This is a genomic window from Sphingomonas sp. Ant20 (assembly GCF_000783375.1).
GTDB classification, from domain to species: domain Bacteria; phylum Pseudomonadota; class Alphaproteobacteria; order Sphingomonadales; family Sphingomonadaceae; genus Sphingomonas; species Sphingomonas aerolata.
This window is the reverse complement of record NZ_JRVI01000069.1, coordinates 1-22,609: the sequence shown is the minus strand read 5'-3', so window position 1 is coordinate 22,609 and position 22,609 is coordinate 1. Positions and strand designations below refer to the sequence as shown.

General features: G+C 66.8%; 10 protein-coding genes and 7 pseudogenes. 10 read left to right on the top strand and 7 right to left on the bottom strand.

Features of this window, described 5'->3' with window-relative positions; all coding sequences use genetic code 11:
• The first annotated feature begins 65 nt into the window (after positions 1–65).
• The gene (gene metH / locus NI18_RS11035; RefSeq protein WP_037529937.1) at positions 66–2,693 is read left to right on the top strand and encodes a methionine synthase; all 2,628 of its coding nucleotides are present in this window, start codon (positions 66–68) and stop codon (positions 2,691–2,693) included.
• A 57-nt stretch (positions 2,694–2,750) separates the two neighbouring features.
• Here the strand turns inward: metH and NI18_RS11030 are convergent.
• Positions 2,751–3,958 (bottom strand): annotated as a pseudogene (locus tag NI18_RS11030) (cation:proton antiporter).
• Positions 3,959–4,194: 236 nt separating this feature from the next.
• Here NI18_RS11030 and NI18_RS11025 point away from each other — a divergent pair.
• Positions 4,195–5,108: pseudogene (locus tag NI18_RS11025) on the top strand (right-handed parallel beta-helix repeat-containing protein); the annotation flags it as partial.
• A gap of 123 nt (positions 5,109–5,231) precedes the next feature.
• Here NI18_RS11025 and NI18_RS11020 read toward each other — a convergent pair.
• Positions 5,232–6,909: pseudogene (locus NI18_RS11020) on the bottom strand (alkaline phosphatase family protein).
• A 70-nt stretch (positions 6,910–6,979) separates the two neighbouring features.
• On the opposite strand from NI18_RS11020, the gene NI18_RS11015 reads away from it, so the two are divergent.
• The 4 genes and pseudogenes from NI18_RS11015 to NI18_RS11000 all read left to right on the top strand — a co-directional run bounded on the left by NI18_RS11015 (position 6,980) and on the right by NI18_RS11000 (position 12,354).
• Complete coding sequence (locus NI18_RS11015) at positions 6,980–9,013, top strand: thioredoxin family protein (protein ID WP_192008432.1); 2,034 nt, start codon at positions 6,980–6,982, stop codon at positions 9,011–9,013.
• 71 nt (positions 9,014–9,084) lie between these two features.
• The gene (locus NI18_RS11010) at positions 9,085–10,608 is read left to right on the top strand and encodes a circularly permuted type 2 ATP-grasp protein (protein WP_037529935.1); all 1,524 of its coding nucleotides are present in this window, start codon (positions 9,085–9,087) and stop codon (positions 10,606–10,608) included.
• Positions 10,608–11,542, top strand: a pseudogene (locus NI18_RS11005) (alpha-E domain-containing protein). The gene NI18_RS11010 and the pseudogene NI18_RS11005 overlap by 1 nt, the downstream one beginning before the upstream one ends.
• Positions 11,542–12,354, top strand: a complete 813-nt coding sequence (locus tag NI18_RS11000; RefSeq protein WP_037529934.1) for a transglutaminase family protein — start codon at positions 11,542–11,544, stop codon at positions 12,352–12,354. The pseudogene NI18_RS11005 and the gene NI18_RS11000 overlap by 1 nt, the downstream one beginning before the upstream one ends.
• A gap of 10 nt (positions 12,355–12,364) precedes the next feature.
• Here the strand turns inward: NI18_RS11000 and NI18_RS10995 are convergent, their stop codons facing one another.
• Positions 12,365–13,162, bottom strand: coding sequence for an arginyltransferase (locus NI18_RS10995; RefSeq protein WP_037529933.1), 798 nt, complete (start codon positions 13,160–13,162; stop codon positions 12,365–12,367).
• A gap of 126 nt (positions 13,163–13,288) precedes the next feature.
• Positions 13,289–14,544: pseudogene (locus tag NI18_RS10990) on the bottom strand (threonine ammonia-lyase).
• A 57-nt stretch (positions 14,545–14,601) separates the two neighbouring features.
• Here NI18_RS10990 and NI18_RS10985 point away from each other — a divergent pair.
• The gene (locus NI18_RS10985) at positions 14,602–15,456 is read left to right on the top strand and encodes an NAD(P)-dependent oxidoreductase (RefSeq protein ID WP_037529931.1); all 855 of its coding nucleotides are present in this window, start codon (positions 14,602–14,604) and stop codon (positions 15,454–15,456) included.
• A pseudogene (locus NI18_RS10980) lies at positions 15,453–17,139 on the top strand (amidohydrolase family protein). The gene NI18_RS10985 and the pseudogene NI18_RS10980 overlap by 4 nt, the downstream one beginning before the upstream one ends.
• A gap of 470 nt (positions 17,140–17,609) precedes the next feature.
• On the opposite strand, the gene NI18_RS10975 reads toward NI18_RS10980, so the two are convergent.
• The 3 genes and pseudogenes from NI18_RS10975 to NI18_RS10965 all read right to left on the bottom strand — a co-directional run bounded on the left by NI18_RS10975 (position 17,610) and on the right by NI18_RS10965 (position 20,995).
• On the bottom strand, positions 17,610–18,311 hold the full coding sequence (locus NI18_RS10975) for a response regulator transcription factor CtrA (RefSeq protein ID WP_031396653.1): 702 nt from the start codon (positions 18,309–18,311) through the stop codon (positions 17,610–17,612).
• 185 nt (positions 18,312–18,496) lie between these two features.
• Positions 18,497–19,990 carry a glucose-6-phosphate dehydrogenase gene (gene zwf / locus NI18_RS10970; RefSeq protein ID WP_037529930.1) on the bottom strand — a complete coding sequence of 498 codons (1,494 nt, stop codon included), beginning with the start codon at positions 19,988–19,990 and terminating at the stop codon, positions 18,497–18,499.
• A gap of 112 nt (positions 19,991–20,102) precedes the next feature.
• Positions 20,103–20,995: pseudogene (locus NI18_RS10965) on the bottom strand (LysR family transcriptional regulator).
• A gap of 115 nt (positions 20,996–21,110) precedes the next feature.
• On the opposite strand from NI18_RS10965, the gene NI18_RS10960 reads away from it, so the two are divergent.
• Together NI18_RS10960 and wrbA are read left to right on the top strand one after the other, a co-directional pair.
• Positions 21,111–21,830 (top strand): pirin family protein, encoded by a 720-nt coding sequence (locus NI18_RS10960; RefSeq protein WP_031439462.1) that lies wholly within the window; start codon positions 21,111–21,113, stop codon positions 21,828–21,830.
• Between the two features lie 65 nt (positions 21,831–21,895).
• Positions 21,896–22,495, top strand: a complete 600-nt coding sequence (gene wrbA, locus NI18_RS10955) for an NAD(P)H:quinone oxidoreductase (protein WP_031439461.1) — start codon at positions 21,896–21,898, stop codon at positions 22,493–22,495.
• The last annotated feature ends 114 nt before the right edge of the window (positions 22,496–22,609 follow it).

Genomic DNA, 22,609 nt, shown 5'->3' with positions numbered 1-22,609 from the left:
TCCCCACGACCCCTCCACCCCAACCCTCTCCCCGGAGGGGAGAGGGGGCCAGAAGAAATGAACCGATGACCACTCCCTCCTCCACGTCCTTCGTCAACATCGGCGAGCGAACCAACGTCACCGGCTCGGCCCGCTTCAAGAAGCTGATCATGGCGGGCGACTATCCCGCCGCGGTCGAGGTCGCGCGCCAGCAGGTCGAGAGCGGCGCGCAGGTGCTCGACGTCAACATGGACGAGGGGTTGCTCGACGCGCACCACGCGATGACGACGTTCCTGAAGCTAATCGCCGCCGAACCCGACATCGCGCGCATCCCGTTCATGGTCGACAGCTCGAAATGGAGCGTGATCGAGGCGGGACTGAAGTGCGTTTCGGGCAAGCCGATCGTCAATTCGATCAGCATGAAGGAGGGCGAGGAGCAGTTCCTTGCCCAAGCGCGCAAGTGCATGGCCTATGGCGCCGCGGTGGTCGTGATGGCGTTCGACGAGGTCGGACAGGCTGACACCAAGGACCGCAAGGTCGAGATCTGCGAGCGCGCCTACAAGCTGCTCGTCGGCATCGGCTTCCCGCCCGAGGATATCATCTTCGATCCCAACGTCTTCGCTGTCGCGACGGGGATCGAGGAGCACGACAATTACGGCGTCGACTTCATCGAGGCGTGCCGCGAGATCAAGGCGCGCTGCCCGCACGTCCATATCTCGGGCGGGTTGTCGAACTTCAGCTTCTCGTTCCGCGGCAACGAGCCCGTGCGCCGCGCGATGCACAGCGTGTTCCTCTATTACGCGATCCCCGCGGGCATGGACATGGCGATCGTCAACGCCGGCCAGCTCGACATCTATGACGACATCGACCCCGAGCTGCGTCAGGCGGTCGAGGACGTCGTGCTCAACAAGGATCCCGAAGCGGGTGAGCGGCTCGTCCAGCTCGCCGAACGCTATCGCGGCACCGACGTCGTCGCCGAGAAGGCGGCGGCCGAATGGCGTTCGCTGGGCGTCAACAAGCGGCTCGAATATGCGCTGGTCAAGGGCATCGACCTGCACGTCGTCGAGGATACCGAGGAAGCGCGGCTGATCATCGACGGCAATGGCGGTCGTCCGATCGAGGTGATCGAAGGTCCTCTGATGGACGGCATGAACGTCGTCGGCGACCTGTTCGGCAGCGGCAAGATGTTCCTCCCGCAGGTCGTGAAATCGGCGCGCGTGATGAAGAAGGCGGTCGCGCATTTGCTGCCTTACATCGAGGCGGCCAAGGAGCCCGGCGCGCGCGGCAAGGGCAAGATCATCATGGCGACGGTCAAGGGCGACGTGCATGACATCGGCAAGAACATCGTCGGCGTGGTCCTGCAGTGCAACGGGTTCGACGTGGTCGATCTGGGCGTCATGGTCCCGTGGTCGAAGATCCTCGAGGCCGCGAACGAGAATGACGCGGACATGATCGGGCTGTCGGGCCTCATCACGCCGAGCCTCGACGAGATGGTGACGGTCGCCGAGGAGATGAAGCGCGCAGGCATGACGATGCCGCTGCTGATCGGCGGCGCGACCACGTCGAAAGTGCATACTGCGCTCAGGATTGCGCCCGCCTATGACGGCCCGGTGGTGCACGTGCTCGATGCGAGCCGCGCGGTGGGTGTCGCGTCGACGCTGGTCAGCGACACGATCCGCGACGAGTTCGTGACCAAGACCGCGGACGAATATGAAGCGGTGAGGGTGGCGCGTGCCAACAAGGGTCAGAGCGAGCTTATCCCGATCGAGACGGCGCGCGAGCGTGGGTTCGTCGCGGACTTCGCGTTGAAGCCCGGGGCGCCCGCGAAGCCCGGCGTGCATGTGTTCGCGGACTGGGACCTGACCGACCTGCGCGACTATATCGACTGGACGCCGTTCTTCCGCGCCTGGGAGCTGGCGGGCAACTTCCCGGCGATCCTGACCGACGAGGTCGTCGGCGAGAGCGCGAGTTCGCTCTATGCGGATGCGCAGGCGATGCTCGACACGATCGTCGCGGAGAAATGGCTGACGCCGCGCGGGGTCGTGGGGCTGTGGCCGGCGCGGCGCGAGGGGGACGATGTGGTCGTCTCGCACACGCGCGGCCACGACATGCCGCACGAGGACGTGCGCCTGCCGATGCTGCGCCAGCAGATTTCGAAGCGCGAGGGGCGCGCCAACATGTGCCTCGCCGATTTCGTCGATCCTGCGGGCGACTGGTTCGGTGGGTTCGCAGTCGGTATCCACGGGATCGACGCGCATATCGCGCGGTTCAAGGCGGGGCATGACGATTACAACGACATCCTGCTGAAGGCGCTCGCCGATCGCTTCGCCGAAGCCTTTGCCGAACGCCTGCACAAGCATGTCCGTCAGGAGCTGTGGGGTTATGCACCCGAGGAACAGCTGACCAACGACGCGCTGATCAAGGAACAGTATCGCGGCATCCGCCCGGCGCCGGGCTATCCCGCATGTCCCGATCACAGCCTGAAGCCGATCTTGTTCGACCTGCTCGATGCCGAGACCGCGACCGGGCTTGAACTGACCGAGAGCTTCGCGATGTTCCCGACCGCGGCCGTCTCGGGCTTTTATTTCGGCCACCCGCAGGCGGAGTATTTCGGTGTCGCCCGCGTCGGTCGCGACCAGCTGGAAGACTATGCGGCGCGCCGCGGCGTCGACCTGCCGATCGCGGAGCGCTGGCTGCGGCCGAACCTGGACTGAACCCCGAACCGTGACGTCACCCCGGCCTTCGCCGGGGTGGCGCCATGCTTATGGCTGTCAGGCGCTACGCCCGACCAACGATGCCAGCTTCTTCAATTTCGGTGCGACCATCGGTACGCTCAGCATCGTGCTCGCCAGCGCCATCAGCAGCAGGGCGGTGAAGGTTTCGTTGGTGATGATCGCCTTGTCGAGCAGGATGTTGACGAAGATGATCATGATCAGCGCCTTGGTCTGAAGCAGCCAGCCGATCGCTGATGCCTCGCCCGGGTGCCATTTGAGGATCCGCCCGGCGGCGTGAACGCCCGCCAGCTTGCCGCCGACCGAGGCGAACAACAGCAATGCTGCGGCGGCGAACACCGCAATCCCGCCGACCGCCCACTGCGTCTTCAGGCCGGTCGACAGGAAGAACACCGGCATCACCGCGAGCAGCACGAAGCGGCGGAAGTCGTCCATTCGGGCCTGGTCGAACCATTTCGCGTCGAGCACCGCGCCCGACAGGAACGCGCCGACCATGAAATGCAGACCCGCCCAGTCCGCGGCGAACCCGCAGCCGGCGAGCCAGATCAGGCTGACATACCAGCGATCGCGCTCAGGGATCCGCGCCATCAGCCGGCGGATCAGCAGGGTGGCGACCGCGAAGCCGATCAGAAAGCCCGCCTGCCGGCCAACCCGCTCCCAATCGAGCAGGATCAGCGCGAGCACGCCCCAGATCGCGATATCGTCGAGGCTGGCATAGCGCAGGATGCGCTGGCCGATCGGCTCACGCAGGACCTCGAGCTTTTCGAGGAACAGTACGAGGATCGGCAGCGCGGTGACCGCGCACGCCATGCCGATGCCGAGAATGACCTGCCACCGCGCGCCCGACACGCCCGCCCAGCCGGGATAGCGCAGCATCAGCACGGCGGCGATGCTGCCGGTCGCGAGCGGCACTGCCAGCGCGAGGCCGGCGGTGACCGCGGTCTCGCGGCGATGTCGCCATGCCGCACCGAGATCGAGCTCGATCCCTGCGACCCACACGAACATCATCACCGCCCACCAGCGACGCCGTTCAGCGAGCCGATTGTCGCAGGCGTGAAGACCGTCGCATAATAATCGGGGAAGAGCGCGCCGAGCACGCCCGGTCCGAGCAGTATGCCGCCGACGATCTGCACCACGACCAGCGGTGCCCAGTAATCGGTCCGGCCCAGCCGCCAGACCAGATAGGGGACGCTGAAGATGATGAGCATCGCAAGGAGGAAGACCTCCGTCGGTGTCATGGCGTGCATGCATTCCCCCTCTCGCGCAGTCGGGGCCCCCCGCCGGCTTTATGCTGCGGGGTGGTATGCGGCCGGGCAGGCGGCGGCAATATGCTTCGGTACGGTCGAACCGGTGTCGATCCGTTTGCAGGCTGCGCCATTGCGGGACGTAGGGCGGGCCCCCGCTATCGGCAGCCGGGACGCATCCGCGCTAAGGACGGGGCGTGGCGGCGCAATCGTGGCTGGCCTATGAGGGAGTGCCCTGCTTGAACCGATCGCTCTTATTACTCGTGCTGGTTGCCGCGTCCGCCTCGGCCCAGGCGCCGGTGGGCCGCGCGTCGCCCTTTACCGTCGACGGGCAGGGTTTTGCGACGTTGCAGGAGGCTGTGTCGTCGATCCGGCTCGGCACCGCGACGATCCTGATCGCGCCGGGTACCTACCGGCAATGCGCGGTGCAGGCGGGCGGGCGGATCACCTTCAAGGCGGTGGAGCCGGGCACCGCGATCTTCGAAGGCGTGGCGTGTGAGGAGAAGGCGGCACTGGTGTTGCGCGGGCAGGGATCGGTCGTCGATGGCCTGGTCTTTCGTGGCTACAGCGTCCCCGACGGCAATGGCGCGGGGATCCGCACCGAGATGGGGGACCTCAGCGTCGTCAACGCGATGTTCCTCGACAGCCAGGAGGGCATCCTCGGTGGTGAGCCGAGCGGGCAGCGGATCACGATCGACCGGTCGACCTTTTCGGGGCTCGGCCAGTGCGACCAGTCGCCCAGCTGTTCGCATGCCGTGTATCTGGCGAACCAGGGCAGCGTGACGATCACCCGCTCGCGGTTCGAGCGCGGGACCGGCGGGCATTACGTCAAGCTGCGCGTGCCGACCGTCTCGATCACCGACAACAGCTTCGACGACAGCGCGGGGCGCAAGACCAACTACATGATCGACCTGCCCGAAGGCGCGACCGGGCTGATCGCGCGCAACACCTTCGTGCAGGGACGGCAGAAGGAAAACCACACCGGCTGATCGTCGTCGCGGCGGAGGCGAAGACCTATCGCTCGACCGGGTTGCGCGTCGAGGACAATGACGCGCGACTGGCGCCGGGCGATGCGACCAGCCCGGCGTTCCTGGCGGATTACAGCCATGACCGGCTGGCGCTCGGGGCGAACCGGCTGGGGCCGGGGTTGCGGGCGTCGAGACGCGGTAGTTTTTGGAAGAGCCGTCGGGAAAAGTGGGCCGGTAGCACCGCGTCCACACCCCCCGTCATCCCAGCTTTCGCTGGGATGACGGAAGGGGCGGGGTGGCGAGCCCCCTCAATTCGAGCAGGTGCTCGCCGCGCCCGCGTCGAGGTCGAGGCAGCGGCCGTCGAGCCCCGATACCGGCAGGCCGATTGTCGCGGCGAGCGTTGGCACGATGTCGACGGTTTCCACAGACAGCGGCTGTTCGAACCCGGCGATCCCCTTGCGCCAGAACAGCATCGGCACGCGGCGGTCATAATCCCAGGGGCTGCCGTGCGTCTCGACATAGCCGCCGGCGGGCGACACGATCGTCGTCACGCGCGGCTTGAGGAGCGTGACGAACTGGCCCGAGCGGCCCTCGGCATAGGAGGCGCGCGCGCGTTCGATCAGCGTCCAGGTCTCGGGCGGGGTGGTCGGCATCGGCGTCGCCATGATCTCGGCAGCCGAGAAGGCGGCGGCGACCTGCGGCAGCGCGCGATAGCGGCGCAGCGCCTCGGTCAGCACCCTGGCGCGTGTCTTGGCGGGCAGCGCATCGTCGATATAGACGTCGCCCTCGGTCCCAAGCAGGACGCTGCCGGGCAGGCCCAGATCCTTGGCGATCGCGGTGCCGACCTGCTTGGCGAGCACATTCTCGTCCATATGCGCCTCCATCGGCATCGCGCGCTGCTGCTGCCGCTCGGTCGCGTCGTGCGCGCCGTGATCCGCGGTCAGCACGACCTCGTAATCCACGCCGGTCTCGTCCAGCACCGCGAAGAAGCCGCCGAGCGTCTTGTCGAGCTCGGCCATCTGGATGCACATCTCGGACCCCTGCGTGCCGTAGGTGTGGCCGATATAATCGGTCGCCGACGCGCCGATGTCGATGATGTCGGTCTGCGGCCCCTGGCCGAGCTTCATGTCCTGGACCAGCGCGGCGGCCATTGCGAACACCGCGGCATCGGACGCGGGCGACACGCGGAAGCCCTTGGCGTCGCCCGCCTCGCGCTCAAAGCGGCCTTGGCCGTACGTCTTGCCTGCGATCACGATCGGGTGGTTCACGCCCGTGCAATAATCGGGCAGCGGCAGCGCGGCCTGGGGCAGCGCGATCAGCCTGGCGACCGCGGTGCGCGTGCGCTGCACAGCCGGCGGTACCGCGCGGCCCGCATAGGAGACATAGGTCTTGCCGTCCCACCACCAGAGCTCGTCGACCTTGTGGCCGCCCATCATCACCGCCGCACGATCCTTGCCCGCGACCGACACCGAGCGGGTGCGCGGATCGCGCGCCTTCATCATCTCGCCGAGCGTCGGTACCTTCAGGTGCATGTCGGACACGGTGTAGCTGTCATGCGTGCTGCCGGCGACGCGCTCGTCCTCCGAGCAATAGACGATCTTGTCGGGGGCGGCCGGCGCGCTGGTCGACCCAGTTGTTTGCGATGATCCCGGTATGCGCGGGACGCATGCCCGTCAGGATGGTCGAGTGGCCGGGGCAGGTCTCGGTCGCGGCATGGCTCTGATAGCCGCTCGGAAACACCACCCCGTTCAGCAGGCGGGTGAAGCCACCGGTGAAGTGGTTGCGATATTGCTGGAACAGGTCGGCGGCGAACTGGTCGACCGAGATCGCCACGATCAGCTTGGGCGGCGTGGCGGGCGTCGGTGCCGCAACCGCCGGGGCCGGGGCCGGAGCGGTCTGCGCGGACGCGGTTACGGACGCGGCCGGGGTCAGGAGCAACGCGGCGATAAGTGCTTTCACGGACAGTCCTTTGACGAGCAGCAGCATGACTGCTTTCGGATGTAATGCGATGTCGTCCTCGCTATGGCTGTGGCCGATGAACGAAACAAGGATGGCCATGCGCAGTTTACGTTGCGTGCTGATGACGATGCTGCTCGCGCTGTGCAGCCTCGTGGCGACGCCGGCGCTGGCGGACTCGCTCAACGGGTCGAGCCGGCATCTGAGCATGCGCCTCGTTGCCGAAAGCGACCATCCGAAAGCGGGCGCACCGCTGACCATCGCGATTGCAACGACTCCCGATATGGGCTGGCACGGCTATTGGGCCAATCCAGGCGATGCGGGGTTTCCCGCGACGTTCGACTGGACACTCCCGCGCGGGGCGACGGCGGGGCAGCCCGAATGGCCCGTCCCGACGACGCTGCTCATCGCGGGGCTGATGAACTATGTCTACGAGGCGCCCTATGCGCCGCTCGTCACGATCCAGGTGCCGGCGGGGCTGGCGGCGGGCGCCAAGCTCCCGATCCGGCTGAAGACGTCCTATCTGGTCTGTTCGGCGACGATCTGCGTGCCCGAGGAGCAGGCGCTCTCGCTCGACCTGACGATCGGTGACGGCGCGCCGTCGCAGGCGAGCGCCTTTGCCGGCTGGCGGCGGGCGATCCCCAAGCCGCTCGATGCGGGCGCGACCTATGCGGTCGACCAGGGCGTGCTGCGCGTCGCGGTGCCGTTCCCCGCCGGGGCTAGGGCGCAGGACGCCTATTTCTTCCCGCTCACCACCGGCGTGATCGACAATGGCGCGCGCCAGACCGTGTCGCGGTCGGGCGATACGCTGACGATCGCGACGCGACTGGCGGCCAATGGCAAGGCCAATGCGCCGATCGAGGGTGTGCTGCGGATCGGCGACGCGCAGGGGCTCGCGGTCAGCGCCGCGCCCGGGGTCGTTGCGGCGGGGCCATCGGATGATGCGGGCGGGCTGTGGGCGACCGCACTGGCGGCGTTTGCGGGCGCGGTGCTCGGCGGGCTGATCCTCAACATCATGCCCTGCGTCTTCCCGATCCTGAGCCTGAAGGCGCTCAGCCTCGCGCGCGGTGGCGCCAGCGAACGCGAGGCGCGGCACGAGGCCCTGGCCTATACCGCGGGCGTCGTGCTGGTGTGCCTCGGCCTTGGCGCGGCGATCCTCGCGCTGCGTGCGGGCGGGTCTGCGGTCGGCTGGGCGTTCCAGTTGCAGCATCCCGCGGCGATCATCGTGCTGCTGCTGCTGAGCACCGCGATCGCGTTCAATCTGGCCGGGCTGTTCGAGGTGCCGACGCCGCGGTTCGCGGGCGAGAGCGGTGCGAGCGGTGCGTTTGCGACCGGTGCGCTGGCCGCATTCATCGCGACGCCGTGCACCGGGCCGTTCATGGGTGCAGCGCTGGGCGCGGCGCTCGTGCTGCCCTGGCCCGCGGCGATGGCGGTGTTCGCCGGGCTGGGACTCGGGCTGTCGCTGCCGTTTCTCGCGATCGGCTTCGTGCCGGCGTGGCGGCGCTGGCTGCCCAAGCCCGGCGCGTGGATGGAGACGTTCCGGCATGTCCTGTCGGTGCCGATGTTCCTGACCGCGATCGCACTCGCCTGGGTGCTGGGGCGCCAGACCGGCGTCGACAGCCTGACGCTCGCGCTCGTCGCGGTGCTGGCGATCGGCGCGGTGCTGTGGGTCGGCGGCACCCGGCAGCGCAAGGGCAAGGCGTTCGGCGCAGCGACGCTTGCCGCGCTGGCGATCGTGTTCGTCGGCAGCGCGGTCGTCATCGCCCGCGCGCCGCCGGCCGCGGCCAAGACGGCGGTCGCCGGCGACGAGGCGTTCAGCGAGGCGAAGCTTGCCGCGCTGCGCGCCGAGAAGCGCGGCGTGTTCGTCTATTTCACCGCCGACTGGTGCCTGACGTGCAAGGTCAACGAGAAGGCGGCGATCGAGACCGCCACGGTTCGCGACGCGTTCGCCAAGAACAAGGTCGCGGTGCTGATCGGCGACTGGACCGATGGCGACCCGGTCATGGGCCGCTTCATCGAGGCGCATAACCGTGCCGGCGTGCCGCTCTATCTCTATTATGCGCCGGGGGCGGCCGAGCCGACCGTCCTGCCGCAGGTCCTCACCCCGGCGCTGCTGGCGGGGCTGGGCGTCTAATCCGGCTTGTGCAGCGCGGTGAAGCGTTGCAGCATGGAACCGCAACGCTTGATGGGGAATTTACCATTTCGATGGGGAAACAAGCGTTCGACGAAATCATGGGGGCACCGGGCGATACCCGTGTCCGTCCCGAACTTGCCGCCTTGGGCCGCTGGATCGAGGAGACGCCCGACGCCGAGTTGCGGCGTCGCCAGCAGGCGGCTGAAACGACGTTTCGGCAGCTCGGCATTACCTTTGCCGTCTATGGCGAGAACGAGGCGGCCGAGCGGATCATTCCGTTCGACATCGTCCCGCGGGTCTTCCTGCATGACGAATGGACGCGGCTTTCCGAAGGGCTCGTCCAGCGTGTCGAGGCGATCAATGCGTTCCTCGAGGATATCTATGGCGAACGCCGCATCCTGAAGGAAGGGATCCTCCCCGAGGATCTCGTCATGGGCAATGCGCAGTTCCGTCCCGAAATCGCCGGGATGCGCCCGCCGCACGGGGTCTGGGCGCATATCTGCGGGATCGATCTGGTACGCACCGGACCCGACGACTTTTTTCGTGCTCGAGGACAATGCGCGGACGCCTCGGGGGTCAGCTACATGCTCGAGAATCGCGAGGCGATGCTGCGGCTCTGCCCCGAGCTGTTCCGCGAGTTTCGCGTCGCGGCGGTCGACAGCTATCCCGACCGGCTGCTTGAGACGATGAAGTCGGTTGCGCTGCACGGCGTCAGCGCACCGACCTGCGTCGTGCTGACGCCGGGGCATTATAACTCGGCCTATTACGAGCACAGCTTCCTCGCCGATACGATGGGCGTCGAGCTGGTCGAGGCGGCCGATCTGGTGGTCGACGACGATGTCGTATGGATGCGGACGATCGCGGGGCGCGTGAAGGTCGACGTGATCTATCGCCGGATCGACGACGATTATCTCGACCCGCTGGTCTTCCGTCCCGACAGCGCGCTCGGCGTGCCGGGGCTGATCGCGGCCTATGCCGCGGGCAATGTCGCGATCATCAACGCGCCGGGCAACGGCATCGCCGACGACAAGGCGATCTACAGCTACATGCCCGACATCGTGAAATTCTATTCAGGCGGCGAGTGCAAGTTGCCCAATGTCGAGACGTGGCGGTGCCGCGAGCCCCAGGCGCTGAAATATGTCCTCGACAATCTTGAGGACGTCGTCGTCAAGCTGGTCGACGGTTCGGGCGGCTATGGCATGCTGGTCGGCCCGACCGCGACGAAGCAGGAGATCGAGGATTTCCGTGCCGCGCTGATCGCCGAGCCGCATCGCTATATCGCGCAACCGACGCTCGCGCTGTCGACCGTACCGACGATGGCCGAATCCGGGCTGTGCCCGCGGCATGTCGATTTCCGGCCGTTTGTGCTGACCGGGTCGAAGGGCGTCCAGGTCGTGCCTGGCGGGCTGACCCGCGTCGCGCTGAAGCAGGGATCGTTGGTTGTGAATTCAAGCCAGGGTGGCGGCACGAAGGACAGCTTCGTCCTGATGGCGGATCAATCGCAGCGCATGGGGGGGGGCGGCATGACGCAGACGCTGGGCGGGATGACGCAGACCCTCGGCGAAGGCATGCCCGGGCCGGAGGCACAGTCCTGATGCTGTCGAGGACCGCCTCGTCCCTCTATTGGCTGGGACGCTATTTCGAACGTGCCGATTTCATCGCGCGGTTGGTCGAGGCGACGGTGCGCCTCGACGTGCTGTCGTCGCAGCCTGCGGGCGAGGCGGCCTGGGCATCGGCGCTGGCGGTCACCGAGACCGACGAGGCCTTTGCCAAGACCGGGGTGCCGGTCGGGCAGCGCGACGTGGTGCGCTTTCTCACGCTCGACGCCAGCCATCCGGGATCGATCGTCCGCTGCCTCGACATGGCGCGCAACAATGCCAAGGCGGTGCGGACCGCGCTGACGCGGGAATCATGGACCGCGATCAACCGTGCGTGGCTGTTGTTCGAAAACCGCGCGACCCCCGGCAGCACGACCGCGCAGCTCAACCTGGTCGAGGCGGTCAAGACCGAGACGCGCGGGTTCGAAGGTGCGATCCACCGCATGCTGCGCAATCAGACGACCTGGTTCATCCGGCTCGGCCAGGCGGTCGAGCGCGCGGACAACACCGCGCGGCTGCTCGACGCAAATATCATATCCTCCTTCCGGAGGGACAGAAGCTGGGCGGCGCGATCGATCGCGACCAGTGGACGACCATATTGCAGACCGTGTCGGCGGTGACCGCCTATCGCTGGATGTACAATGACGGCCTTCGGCCGGCCGACGTGATCGATTTGTTGCTGGCGCGTGCGGAGTTGCCGCGTAGTCTTGCAGCCTCGGTCGAGGAGACGGTGGACGTGCTCAATCTGCTTGCGAAACGCACCGGCCAGCATGGCGAGGCGGACCGGATGGCGCGGCTTCGTGCCTCGCGGCTGGGGCGAACCCGATCCGGCGAGGTGATCGCATCGGGCTTGCACCAGTATCTGCAGGCCTTCATCCAGGAAAATGCGCTGCTCCACGGCGCGATCGGCCGGCAGTTCAAGTTCCTTTGATGCGGTTGTCGGTCGATCACCGCACGATCTATCGCTTCACCGAGCCGCAAAGCCGCCTCGTCCAGATGCTCCGCATGACCCCGCAGAACACGCATGATCAGACGGTCGCGCAGTGGCGGATCGATATCGATTGCGATGCCCGGCTGCGGCAGGGGCGCGACGGGTTCGGCAATGCCATCACGATGCTCTATATCGACGGCCCGATCGACGGGATCGAGATCGATGTCACGGGCGAGGTGTTGACCAGCCATTCCGACGGCGTCGTCCACGGCGCCTATGAGGTGCTGCCGCCGGCGTTGTTCCTCCGGCCGACCGAGACCACTGCGCAGGACAAGGCCATTGCCGATTTCGCCGCACGCGTCGCGACGCCCGCGCAGGGCCGGATCGGCGCGCTGCACCGGGTGAACGAGGCGTTGCACGAACGCTTTGCCGCCAATCCCGGCCGTCCCGAGCCAAATCTCGGCGCGGCGGCGGCGTTCCGGCTCGACAGCGCCACCTCGCGGGACTTTGCGCAGATGTTCATCGTCGCCGCACGTTCGCTGGGGGCGCCGGCGCGCTATGTGTCGGGCTATCTTTTGACAGAACGCGAGGACGATCACCGTCCGACGCCGCATGGCTGGGCGGAGGCGCATGTCGACGGGCTGGGCTGGATCGGGTTCGACCCGTTCACCGGCGACTGTCCAGAAGAGCATCACGTCCGGGTTGCGGTCGCCCTCGATGCCGCAGGGGCCGCGCCGGTGGCAGGATCGCGGCTCGGCGAGGGCGGCGAGCGGCTGGAGGTCGATGTCGTCGTGTCGCGGGATGGTCAGTGACCGTCGGCGGCTAGTCCTTACCCTGCCCGGGGCCCTGCCCGGGGCCGTGCCCGGGGGCGGCCGCCAGCAGGTCATCCTCGCTCAGGCGGCTCCATCCGCCCGGGCCGAGCGCCTCGATCGGGCGGTACCGGATCTTGTATTCCATCCGGCCCGATCCCTTCACCCAATAGCCCAGATAGACATAGGGTAGCCCCGCACCGCGTGCGCGCAGGATGTGGTCGATGATGATGTAGTTGCCGAAGCCCGGCCGCGATGCGTCGTCCGCCGCGAAGAAGCTGTAGATCATCGACAGCCCGTCGGCCTGGCGATCGGTGAGGCAGGCGCCGACCAGCCGGCCGGGGGCACCGCCGATGCCCGGTTCGCGATACTCGACGATCAGCGAGTCGACGGGTGAATGCTCGACCATGTCGGCATAATCGTCCTCGTCCATTTCCGCCATGCCGCCGTCCGGATGACGCGCCGACAGATAGCGGCGCAGCAGCTGGAACTGTTCGTCGGTCGCCCATGCGCGACAGACGGTCGCGGTGATGTCTCCGTGCCGCTTGAGCAATTTGCGCTGCGTCGCATTGGGCGTGAATTCCGGCGTCACGACACGGACCGACACACAGGCGCTGCAGCCGGTGCAACTCGGCCGATAGGCGACGCCCTGGCTCCGTCGAAACCCGATCCGGCTCAGCGCGTCGTTGAGCTCGACCGCATGCGGGCCGTTCAGCTCGGTGAAGACCTTCCGCTCCTCCCGATTGGGCAGATAGGGGCAGGGGCCGGGGCTGGTCACGAAGAACCGGGGAAACCGAAAAGGCGCAGTCATCACGAAGTGCCCCTCTCTCGGCTTCAGCGCTCTCAAGGCGCGGGCGGTATATGATTCCTGTGCGGGCCGCTGGAAAGTGGGGCGGCCCGCGGTGGTAAAAGAAATTCCGGCGGCGTTGACCGGGGATCAGGCCAGTTCGACCGTGCTCGTCTCATAGCCCGCCGCCTTCAGCGCGGTGACCAGCCGATCGAGATGCGCGCGATCGCGGGCCTCGCATTCGATATCTGTGATCAGCCCCTTTGCCGGCAGCGTCGTAAAGACGCGCTGATGATACACCTCGATGATGTTCACCCGCTCCTGATCGAAGATCCGGGCGACGTTGTACAGCGCGCCGGGCTGATCCTGCAGGCGGATGCGCAATCGTGCGAGCCGGCCCGAGCGTGCGAGATCGCGCAGCAGGACGTGGCGAGCAGCCGCGTGTCGATATTGCCGCCGCACAGGATGATCCCGACGGTGCGCCCCTTGAAGCGCTCGGGATGCTGGAGCAGCGCGGCGAGGCCGGCGGCACCGGCGCCCTCGACGACCGTCTTCTCGATCTGGAGCAGCAGGCTGACCGCCATCTCCAGGCTGCGCTCGCTGACCAGGACGATGTCCTCGACGAGTTCGGCGACCATTTTCGAGGTGATGCCGCCGGGCTCCTTGACCGCGATCCCCTCGGCCAGCGTGTCGCCGGCGCAGGGCATCGTCGTCCCGTTGATGCGGTTGTACATCGACGGGAACAGCTCGGCCTCGACGCCGACCACCTCGATCGCGTGACCGCCCTGCGCGGCGTTGGCCCGCGTCACGGTCGCGACGCCCGAGATCAGGCCGCCGCCGCCGATCGGGACGACCATCATGTCGATCTCGGGCACGTCCTCGAGCATCTCGATCGCGGTCGTGCCCTGGCCGGCAATGACGCGGGCGTCGTCGAAGGGATGGACGAAGGTGAAGCCGCATTCGCCCTCGAGGATGCGGGCATGCGCATAGGCGGCGTCGAAGGTGTCGCCGAACAGCACGACCTTGGCGCCATGCCCTTCGGTCTGCGTGACCTTCACGGTCGGCGTGTTGGTCGGCATGACGATCGTCGCAGGGATGCCGAGCCGGTTGGCGTGATAGGCAAGACCCTGTGCGTGATTGCCCGCCGACGCGGCGATCACGCCCTTCGCGCACGCCTCGGGCGACAGCTGCAACAGCGTGTTGAGCGCGCCGCGTTCCTTGTAGGCCGCGGTGAACTGAAGATTCTCGAACTTCAGATAAACCGTCGCGCCGGTCATGTGGCTCAGCGTCCGGCTGATCAGCGTCGGCGTGCGGACGATCGAGGCGCGGATCCGGTCATGCGCGGCGCGGACGTCGTCGATGGACACGGGAAGGGTGGGTGCCGCTACGGCAGCGAGGGTAGCCATAGGCGTTGCGCTAGACCATCTGGCGCGCAGGGGAAACACCGCTTATGCGCTTGATCCATGGCAAAACTGGCATTCATCGGGACTGGCGTGATGGGCGCGCCGATGGCGGGGCATCTCGTCGCGGCAGGGCACGACGTCACCGTCTATAATCGCTCCCAGGCCAAGGCTTTGGCATGGGCCGATAAATATGGCGGATCGGTCGCCGACACGCCGGCTCTGGCAGCACGCGATGCGGATGCGGTGTTCACCTGTGTCGGCAATGACGATGATCTTGCCGCGGTAACATTGGGTGAGGACGGCGCGTTCGCGGCGATGCGCGACGACGCGGTGTTCGTCGACCATACGACCGTGTCCGCCGCGATCGCCCGGCGGCTGGCGAAGGCGCGCGCGTTCGCCGTCGATGCGCCGGTGTCGGGCGGGCAGGCGGGTGCCGAGAACGGCACATTGTCGATCATGTGCGGCGGTTCCGCCGACGCCATGGCGAAGGCCGAGCCGTATATGCAGGCCTATGCCGCGCGCATCGTGCATGTCGGCGACGCGGGCGCGGGCCAGACGACCAAGATGTGCAACCAGATCGCGATCGCCGGGGTGATCCAGGGCGTGTCCGAATCGATCCGCTTCGCGCAGAATGCCGGGCTCGACCTCGACAAGGTGTTCGAGGCGATTTCGGGCGGCGCGGCGCAGAGCTGGCAGATGGTCAATCGCTGGCCGACGATGGCGAAGGAAGATTTCGACTTCGGCTTTGCGGTCGACTGGATGCGCAAGGATCTGGGGCTCGCGCTCGACGAGGCGCGGCGCAACGGTGCCGTTCTGCCGGTCGCGGCGCTGGTCGATCAATTCTATGCCGATGTGCAGGCCATGGGCGGCGCGCGGCAGGATACGAGTGCGTTGGTGCGGAGATTGCCGAAGTGAAGCCTGTCCTGTTCGCAAGTGCCGCCCTGTCGCTGTTCGCCACCCCGGCGCTGGCCGACGGGATCGTCGACAACGTCAACGGCCTGACCATCACCGAGGGCGGCAAGATCGTCCGGTTCAAGGCGATCCTGGTCGACAAGGACGGCCGCGTGACCCGGCTGGTGCCGCCGGGGGAGGAGCCCCCCAAGCTCAGCCGCAAGGAATTGAAGAAGAACGCGGGCAAGCCGCTCTATGACTGGCGCACCGACATGGGCGGCAAGACCGTGCTGCCCGGCTTCGTCGATGCGCATGGCCATGTGATCGAGCTCGGCTTCGGCGCGCTGTCGCTCGATCTGTCGGCAGCGACCTCGCTCGACGACGCAAAGTCGCGGATCGCCGCCTATGTCGCGGCCAATCCCGATCGCAAATGGGTGCTCGGCCGCGGCTGGAACCAGGAAGCCTGGGGGCTCGGGCGGTTCCCGACCGCCGCGGATCTCGACTCGGTGTCGGGCGGCCATCCGATCTGGCTGTCGCGCGCGGACGGCCATGCCGGCTGGGCGAACAGCGTCGCGATGCGCGAGGCGGGGGTCACCGGTGCCACGGTCGCCCCGGCGGGCGGGCGGATCGAGAAGAGCGGCGGCGCGCCGTCGGGCGTGTTCGTCGATGCCGCGCAATCGCTGGTCGAGAAGGTCGTGCCGCAACCGCTGCCCAAGGAGCGCGATGCGGCCTTCCTTACTGCTCAGCGGATCCTGCTCGGGTACGGCGTCACCGCGGTCGCCGACATGGGCACCACGCTCGACGACTGGCTGACCTATCGCCGGATGGCGGATATCGGCGGGTTGCGCGTCCGGATCATGAGCTATGCGCTGGGGGTCGAGACCGCTGGGCGGATCGGCGGCAAGGGGCCGACGCCGTGGCTGTATGACGACCATCTGCGGATGGGCGGGGTGAAGCTCTATGCCGATGGCGCGCTCGGCTCGCGCGGCGCGTGGTTGCTGAAACCCTATGCCGATGCACCGGGGCAGACCGGGCTGGGCTTCCTGACCGATGCGCAGCTCCAGAACCAGATGAGCCGCGCGGCGATGGACGGGTTCCAGGTCGCGGTGCATGCAATCGGCGATCGCGCGGACCAGCAGGTGCTCGACGCGATCCAGGTCGAGAGCGAGACCTACAAGGGCGACCGGCGCTGGCGTGTCGAGCATGCGCAGATCGTCGATCCCGCCGACCTGCCGCGCTTCGGCAAGTTCGGCACGATCGCCTCGATGCAGCCCACCCACCAGACCAGCGACCGGACGATGGCGGAAGCGCGGCTCGGACCGGGGGCGGCTGACCGGCGCCTATGCGTGGAAGTCGATGCTGGCGAACGGATCGAAGCTCGCCTTTGGTACCGATTTCCCGGTCGAGAAGCCCGATCCGTTCGCCACCTGGGCCGCCGCATTTACGCGGCAGGATGCGAACGGCCAGCCGCAGGGCGGGTGGCAGCCGCAGGAGCTCATCTCGCGCGAACAGGCGTGGTGGGCGATGACGGGCGCCGCCGCCTATGCGGGGTTTGCGGAAACGAAGTTCGGTGCGCTCGCCGCCGGGCAGCGCGCAGACTTCATCGTCGTCGACCGCGATCCGATGATCGCTTCGCCGACCGAACTGCGCGCGATCAAGGTTGCCGAGACTTGGGTCGGCGGCGAGAAGGTCTGGGTTCGGAAATAGCCGGCCGGTAGCGTCAAAGGTCGCCGCTGGCATCCTTCGATGCGCGCGCGTTGATCCGCGCCCAGACCGCCTTGTGTTCGGCCTTCGCGTAGAGCGCAGCCCGTTGGCGGGGCGGTGCGGCTGCGAGAGTGGTCGCAGGTCGGGGAAAGTCGCCAGGACGAGCCGCAACCGCGCCTCGCGCTCGCGTTGCATCGTCGGCGTGATCGACGGGGGGCGAAATGTTCGTGCGCGGCGTCCAGCCGGGATTTCCGGGAAACGGCGCGCTGGTGCCTATTAAGCCGCTAGGGCCAGGGACGCCAAGTTGCGCAGAAGCGGCCGCAGAACAGGCAATCAGTCCGACGGCGAGCAGGATAGTTTTCATGGAACACCTCCGATGAAGACTAAACTGACACCATCAGGCAAGGTTGCAAGCCTAAACCTGTGGAGTGAAGCGGCGCGACCTTGGACTTTGGGTCGCGCAGCCGAGCAGATCAGGCGACTTGCGCTTCGACCATCTCATCGGGTTCGCGCAGGACATAGCCGCGGCCCCAGACGGTCTCGATGTAGTTTTCGCCATCGCACGCTAGGCTGAGCTTCTTCCGCAGCTTGCAGATGAAGACGTCGATGATCTTGAGTTCAGGTTCGTCCATCCCGCCATAGAGGTGGTTGAGGAACATTTCCTTGGTCAGCGTGGTGCCCTTGCGCAGCGAGAGCAGCTCGAGCATCGCATATTCCTTGCCGGTCAGGTGAACGCGGCTGCCATCGACCTCGACCGTCTTGGCATCGAGGTTCACGGCGAGCTTGCCAGTGCGGATGACCGACTGCGAATGGCCCTTCGAGCGGCGCACAACGGCATGGATCCGCGCGACGAGTTCCTCGCGGTGGAACGGCTTGGTGACGTAATCGTCCGCGCCGAACCCGAAGCTGCGAACCTTGGAGTCCATTTCGTTGACGCCCGACAGGATCAACACCGGCGTCGCAACACGCGCAACACGAAGACGCTTCAGAACATCATAGCCGTGCATGTCGGGCAAGTTCAGATCGAGCAGGATGATGTCGTAATCATACAGCTTGCCAAGATCGAGGCCCTCTTCGCCCAGATCGGTGATGTACACGTTGAAGCCCTCGGTCGTGAGCATAAGCTCAATGGCCTTGGCGGTGGTAGGCTCATCCTCGATCAGCAGCACGCGCATGGGTTGTCCCCCGTTTAGCGAAAACGCCAGCCCCTGCTAAGCGATCCGCCGTTGATTCATTAACCAAAGAACATCTGAAAGCAAAAGGTTAATTCCGTCTTAAATGAGAGCGTTATACGAACTCTTGGTACGGAACCGACCGAAACTCCGTGATCAGACCCCGGGAACCGAGTCGCGGCGCGGGCTCACGTCTTTGCCGGGTCGAGCGTGTGCCAGGCAAACCCGTCGCGCGCGAGCAGTTCGTCTGCCGCCGCCGGTCCGGTCGTACCCGCGGCGTAAGTGTCGGGTGCGCCTTCGCTTGCCCATGCGTCGAGGAACGGCTGGACCGCGGCCCATCCCGCCTCGATCGCGTCGGCGCGCTGGAACAGCGTCTGGTCGCCCGCGAACAGATCGTGGATCAGCGACTCATACCCGGTCATCGCGCCGATATCGAACGAGTCGGCATAGCGGAAATCCAGCGCGATCGGCGCGGTGTCGACCTCGAGCCCGGGGCGCTTGATATTGATATCCATGCTGAGCCCCTCGTCGGGCTGGATCTGGATGATCAGGCGGTTCGGCGGCAGCTTCTCGGCGGCGGTCGCGTGAAACTGTGCGAACGGCACGGGCTTGAAGGTGATCACGACCTCGGTATCGCGAATCTCCATCGCCTTGCCGGTGCGCAGGTAGAAGGGCACGCCCGCCCAGCGCCACGTGTCGACCATCAGCTTCAATGCGACATAGGTCTCGGTGGTGCTGTCGGGGGCAATGTCGGGCGATGCGGTGAAGGCGGGGATGGCGCGCTCGCCGATCGTCCCCGCACCATAGGCGCCGCGGACGCCGTTGCGGCGCGCCTTGGCGGGCGAATAAGCCCGAACGGCTTTCAGCACCTTGCCCTTTTCGTTGCGGATGGCCTCCGCGTCGAAACTCGCAGGGGGTTCCATCGCGACCATCGCCAGCAACTGGAACAGATGGTTCGGGACCATGTCGCGCAATGCGCCCGTCGCGTCGTAGAACGCACCGCGCGTGCCGACGTCGACGGTCTCGGCGGCGGTGATCTGGACATGCGCGATGCAGTCGGCATTCCAGACCCGCTCGATCATCATGTTCGCAAAGCGTGCGGTCATGATGTTCTGGACGGTTTCCTTGCCGAGGAAATGGTCGATGCGGTAGATCTGCGTCTCGGCGACGTGCGACAGGATGCGCGCGTTCAGCGCCTGCGCGGAAGCGAGGTCGTGGCCGAACGGCTTCTCGATCGCGATCCGGCGAAACGCGGATTTGCTTTCATGCGTCAGCCCGTTGGCCGCGAGCCGATCGACGATGTCGCCGAAGAACCGCGCGGGCACCGCGAGATAGAAGGCGGCGTTGCCCGATAGCCGGTCGCTCAGCCGTGCATAGACGTCGTCCTGTGTGAAATCGCCCTGCATATACTGGACGCGCGCCTGCAACCGGTCCCAGGCGGCCTCCTGCTCGGGCGAGGCATGCGCCGTGGTAGCGCTGGCGCGAAAGATGGCGAGCGCGGTGCGCAGCGTGTCGTCGTCGCCGGGTTCGATACCGATCCCGAGGACCGAAAAATCGTCACCGATCATGCCCAGCCGGGTCATGTTGGTCAGCGCCGGCATCAGCAACCGGCGGGTCAGGTCGCCCATCGCACCGAAGATGACGAGCGTGGTCGGCGGGGCGGGATGGATCGCGCCGGTCATGCGCGGCGGGTCCGGGGCGCGGTCTGGTAGGGGAGCATCGACATCCTTCCGTGGTGACGCAGAGCAATAGCCTGGCGACGGGCATTGTTCCGTCGGGCTCAACCTGCGCGGTTCAGCCGGGGTCGCGAAGCCGCGCGCCGAGGAACGCGATGAGCGCTTCGACCCGGGCCGGGCGGAGCGGGCTGGGTGGGGTGAGCAGGTGGAGGCCGATTGGCGCGGGCGCCCAGTCATCGAGCAGCGTCACCAGCGCACCGGACGCGAGCTGCGCCTCGATGATGAAATGGGGCAGCCGCGCGATGCCGAGACCGGCGACGAGCGCCGGGACGACCGCCTCGCCGCTATTGGCGGTGAGCTGACCCTGCAGCCGCACCGAAACGTCGCTTTCGCCGGCGCGCTGAAACCGCCAGGGACCGACGACGTTCGAATAGCCGATCAGGCGGTGTTCGCCGAGCTGCGCGGGATGCGTCGGCGTTCCGTGCGCCGCCAGATAGGCAGGCGCGGCGACGGTGTGCGCCTGGATGCTGCACAGCCGTCGCGCGCGCAGCGAACTGTCAGGCAGCTCGGCGATCCGCAGCGCCACGTCGAACCCTTCGGCGACGATGTCGACTCGCGAGTCGGACAGATGCAGGTCGATCTCGATGCCGGGATGCGCGGCCAGGAACTCGGCCAGCAGCGGCGCGACATTGGTGATCCCGAAACTCATCGGCGCCGCCAGTCGGACGCGCCCTGTCGGCGCGCTTGCGGCATCGTTCGCCGACTCCTCCGCCAGCCGCGCTTCGCCCAGGATCCGCGCGGCATGTTCGGCGAGTGGCTTGCCCGCCTCGGTCAGCGCGAGCCGGCGCGAGGTGCGATGAAACAGCGACTGGCCGAGATGCGCCTCGAGCCGGGTGATCGCCTTCGATACGGTCGCTTGCTCAGTCCGATCGCGTCGGCGGCGGCGCTGAACGAGCGATGTTCGACGACGCTGGCAAAGATCGCCCAGGCTTCGAGGTCGGGAAGGCGCATCATTCACTCTCCGCAGCGGTCACGTTTGCTAGCAATCGAAACGATCGGTTTCCAGCGTTTCTATTTACGGTGCGATGCCAGTGTCTATCTTGGTGGCAACAAGTGGAGACCTCTGATGACGACCACGACTCTCAACACCGTAGACCGCCGCCCCTTCGACAGCCTGGGCCATGCCGATCATGGCTGGCTGAATGCGCGGCATCATTTCTCGTTTGCGAGCTATTATGACCCCGCCCGGATGGGATGGGGCGCGATCCGCGTCTGGAACGACGATCAGATCGCCGCCAATTCGGGCTTCCCGCCGCATCCGCATCAGGACATGGAGATCATCACCTATGTCCGCAGCGGCGCGATCACGCATCAGGACTCGCTCGGCAACAAGGGCCGCACCGAGGCCGGCGACGTCCAGGTGATGAGTGCCGGTTCGGGCGTCCGCCATGCCGAGTATAATCTGGAGCCCGAGACGACGACGATCTTCCAGATCTGGATCGAGCCCAGCCGCAAGGGTGGTTCGCCGAGCTGGGGTGCAAAGCCGTTCCCCAAGGGCGAGCGCTCGGGGCAGTTCGTGACGCTGGCAAGCGGCTTTGCCGATGACGGCGACGCGCTGCCGATTCGCGCGAATGCGCGGGTGCTGGCCGCGACGCTGAAGGCGGGCGACAGTGTCGACTATGCTGTGGGCGAGGGGCGTCACGCCTATCTTGTCCCGGCGACCGGCGCGATCACGATCGACGACGAGACCATCAACACCCGCGACGGTGCGGCACTTTCGGGCGGCCGGACGGTGCGGATCACGGCACTCGACGAGGCCGAGATCGTTCTGGTGGATTCCGAGTAATTTTACCGATGATCCTATGACCATTCCGGCCTGTGCCGGGATGGTCTGCCCTTGAGGAGACTGACATGACCAAGGTTCTGGTTCTCTACTATTCGTCCTACGGCCATATCGAGCAGATGGCGGATGCCGTCGCCGAAGGCGCGCGCGCGGGCGGCGCGGAAGTCGACATCCGCCGGGTCGCCGAGACCGCACCGCAGGCGGTCGTCGAGTCGGCGCATTTCAAGACCGACAGCGCGCATGCCGAGATCGAGGGCCCCGATGCACTGAAGGACTATGACGCGATCATCGTCGGTGCACCGACCCGGTTCGGGCGGATGCCTGCGCAGATGGCGTCTTTCTGGGACACGACCGGTGGCCTGTGGTTCTCCGGCGCGCTGGTCGGCAAGGTCGGCGGTGCGTTCACCTCGACCGCGAGCCAGCATGGCGGGCAGGAGACGACGTTGTTCTCCATCCTGACCAACCTGCTCCATCACGGCATGACGATCGTCGGCTTGGACTATGGCTTCCAGGGGCAGATGGGCGTCGACGCGGTCAAGGGCGGCTCGCCCTACGGCGCGACGACGATCTCCGATGGCGATGGCAGCCGGATGCCGAGCAGCGTCGAACTCGACGGTGCGCGCTACCAGGGCAAGCGGATCGCCGAGACGGCCGCGAAGCTGAAGTAAGCGCGAACGATCCCTCGGGGCGACCGGGGGGATCAGCGCTTGCGGCGTTTGCCCTTTTCGGACGGAAGCGCCGGGACGGGCGCGGCCGGCACCGCGGGTGCGACGACCGGCGGG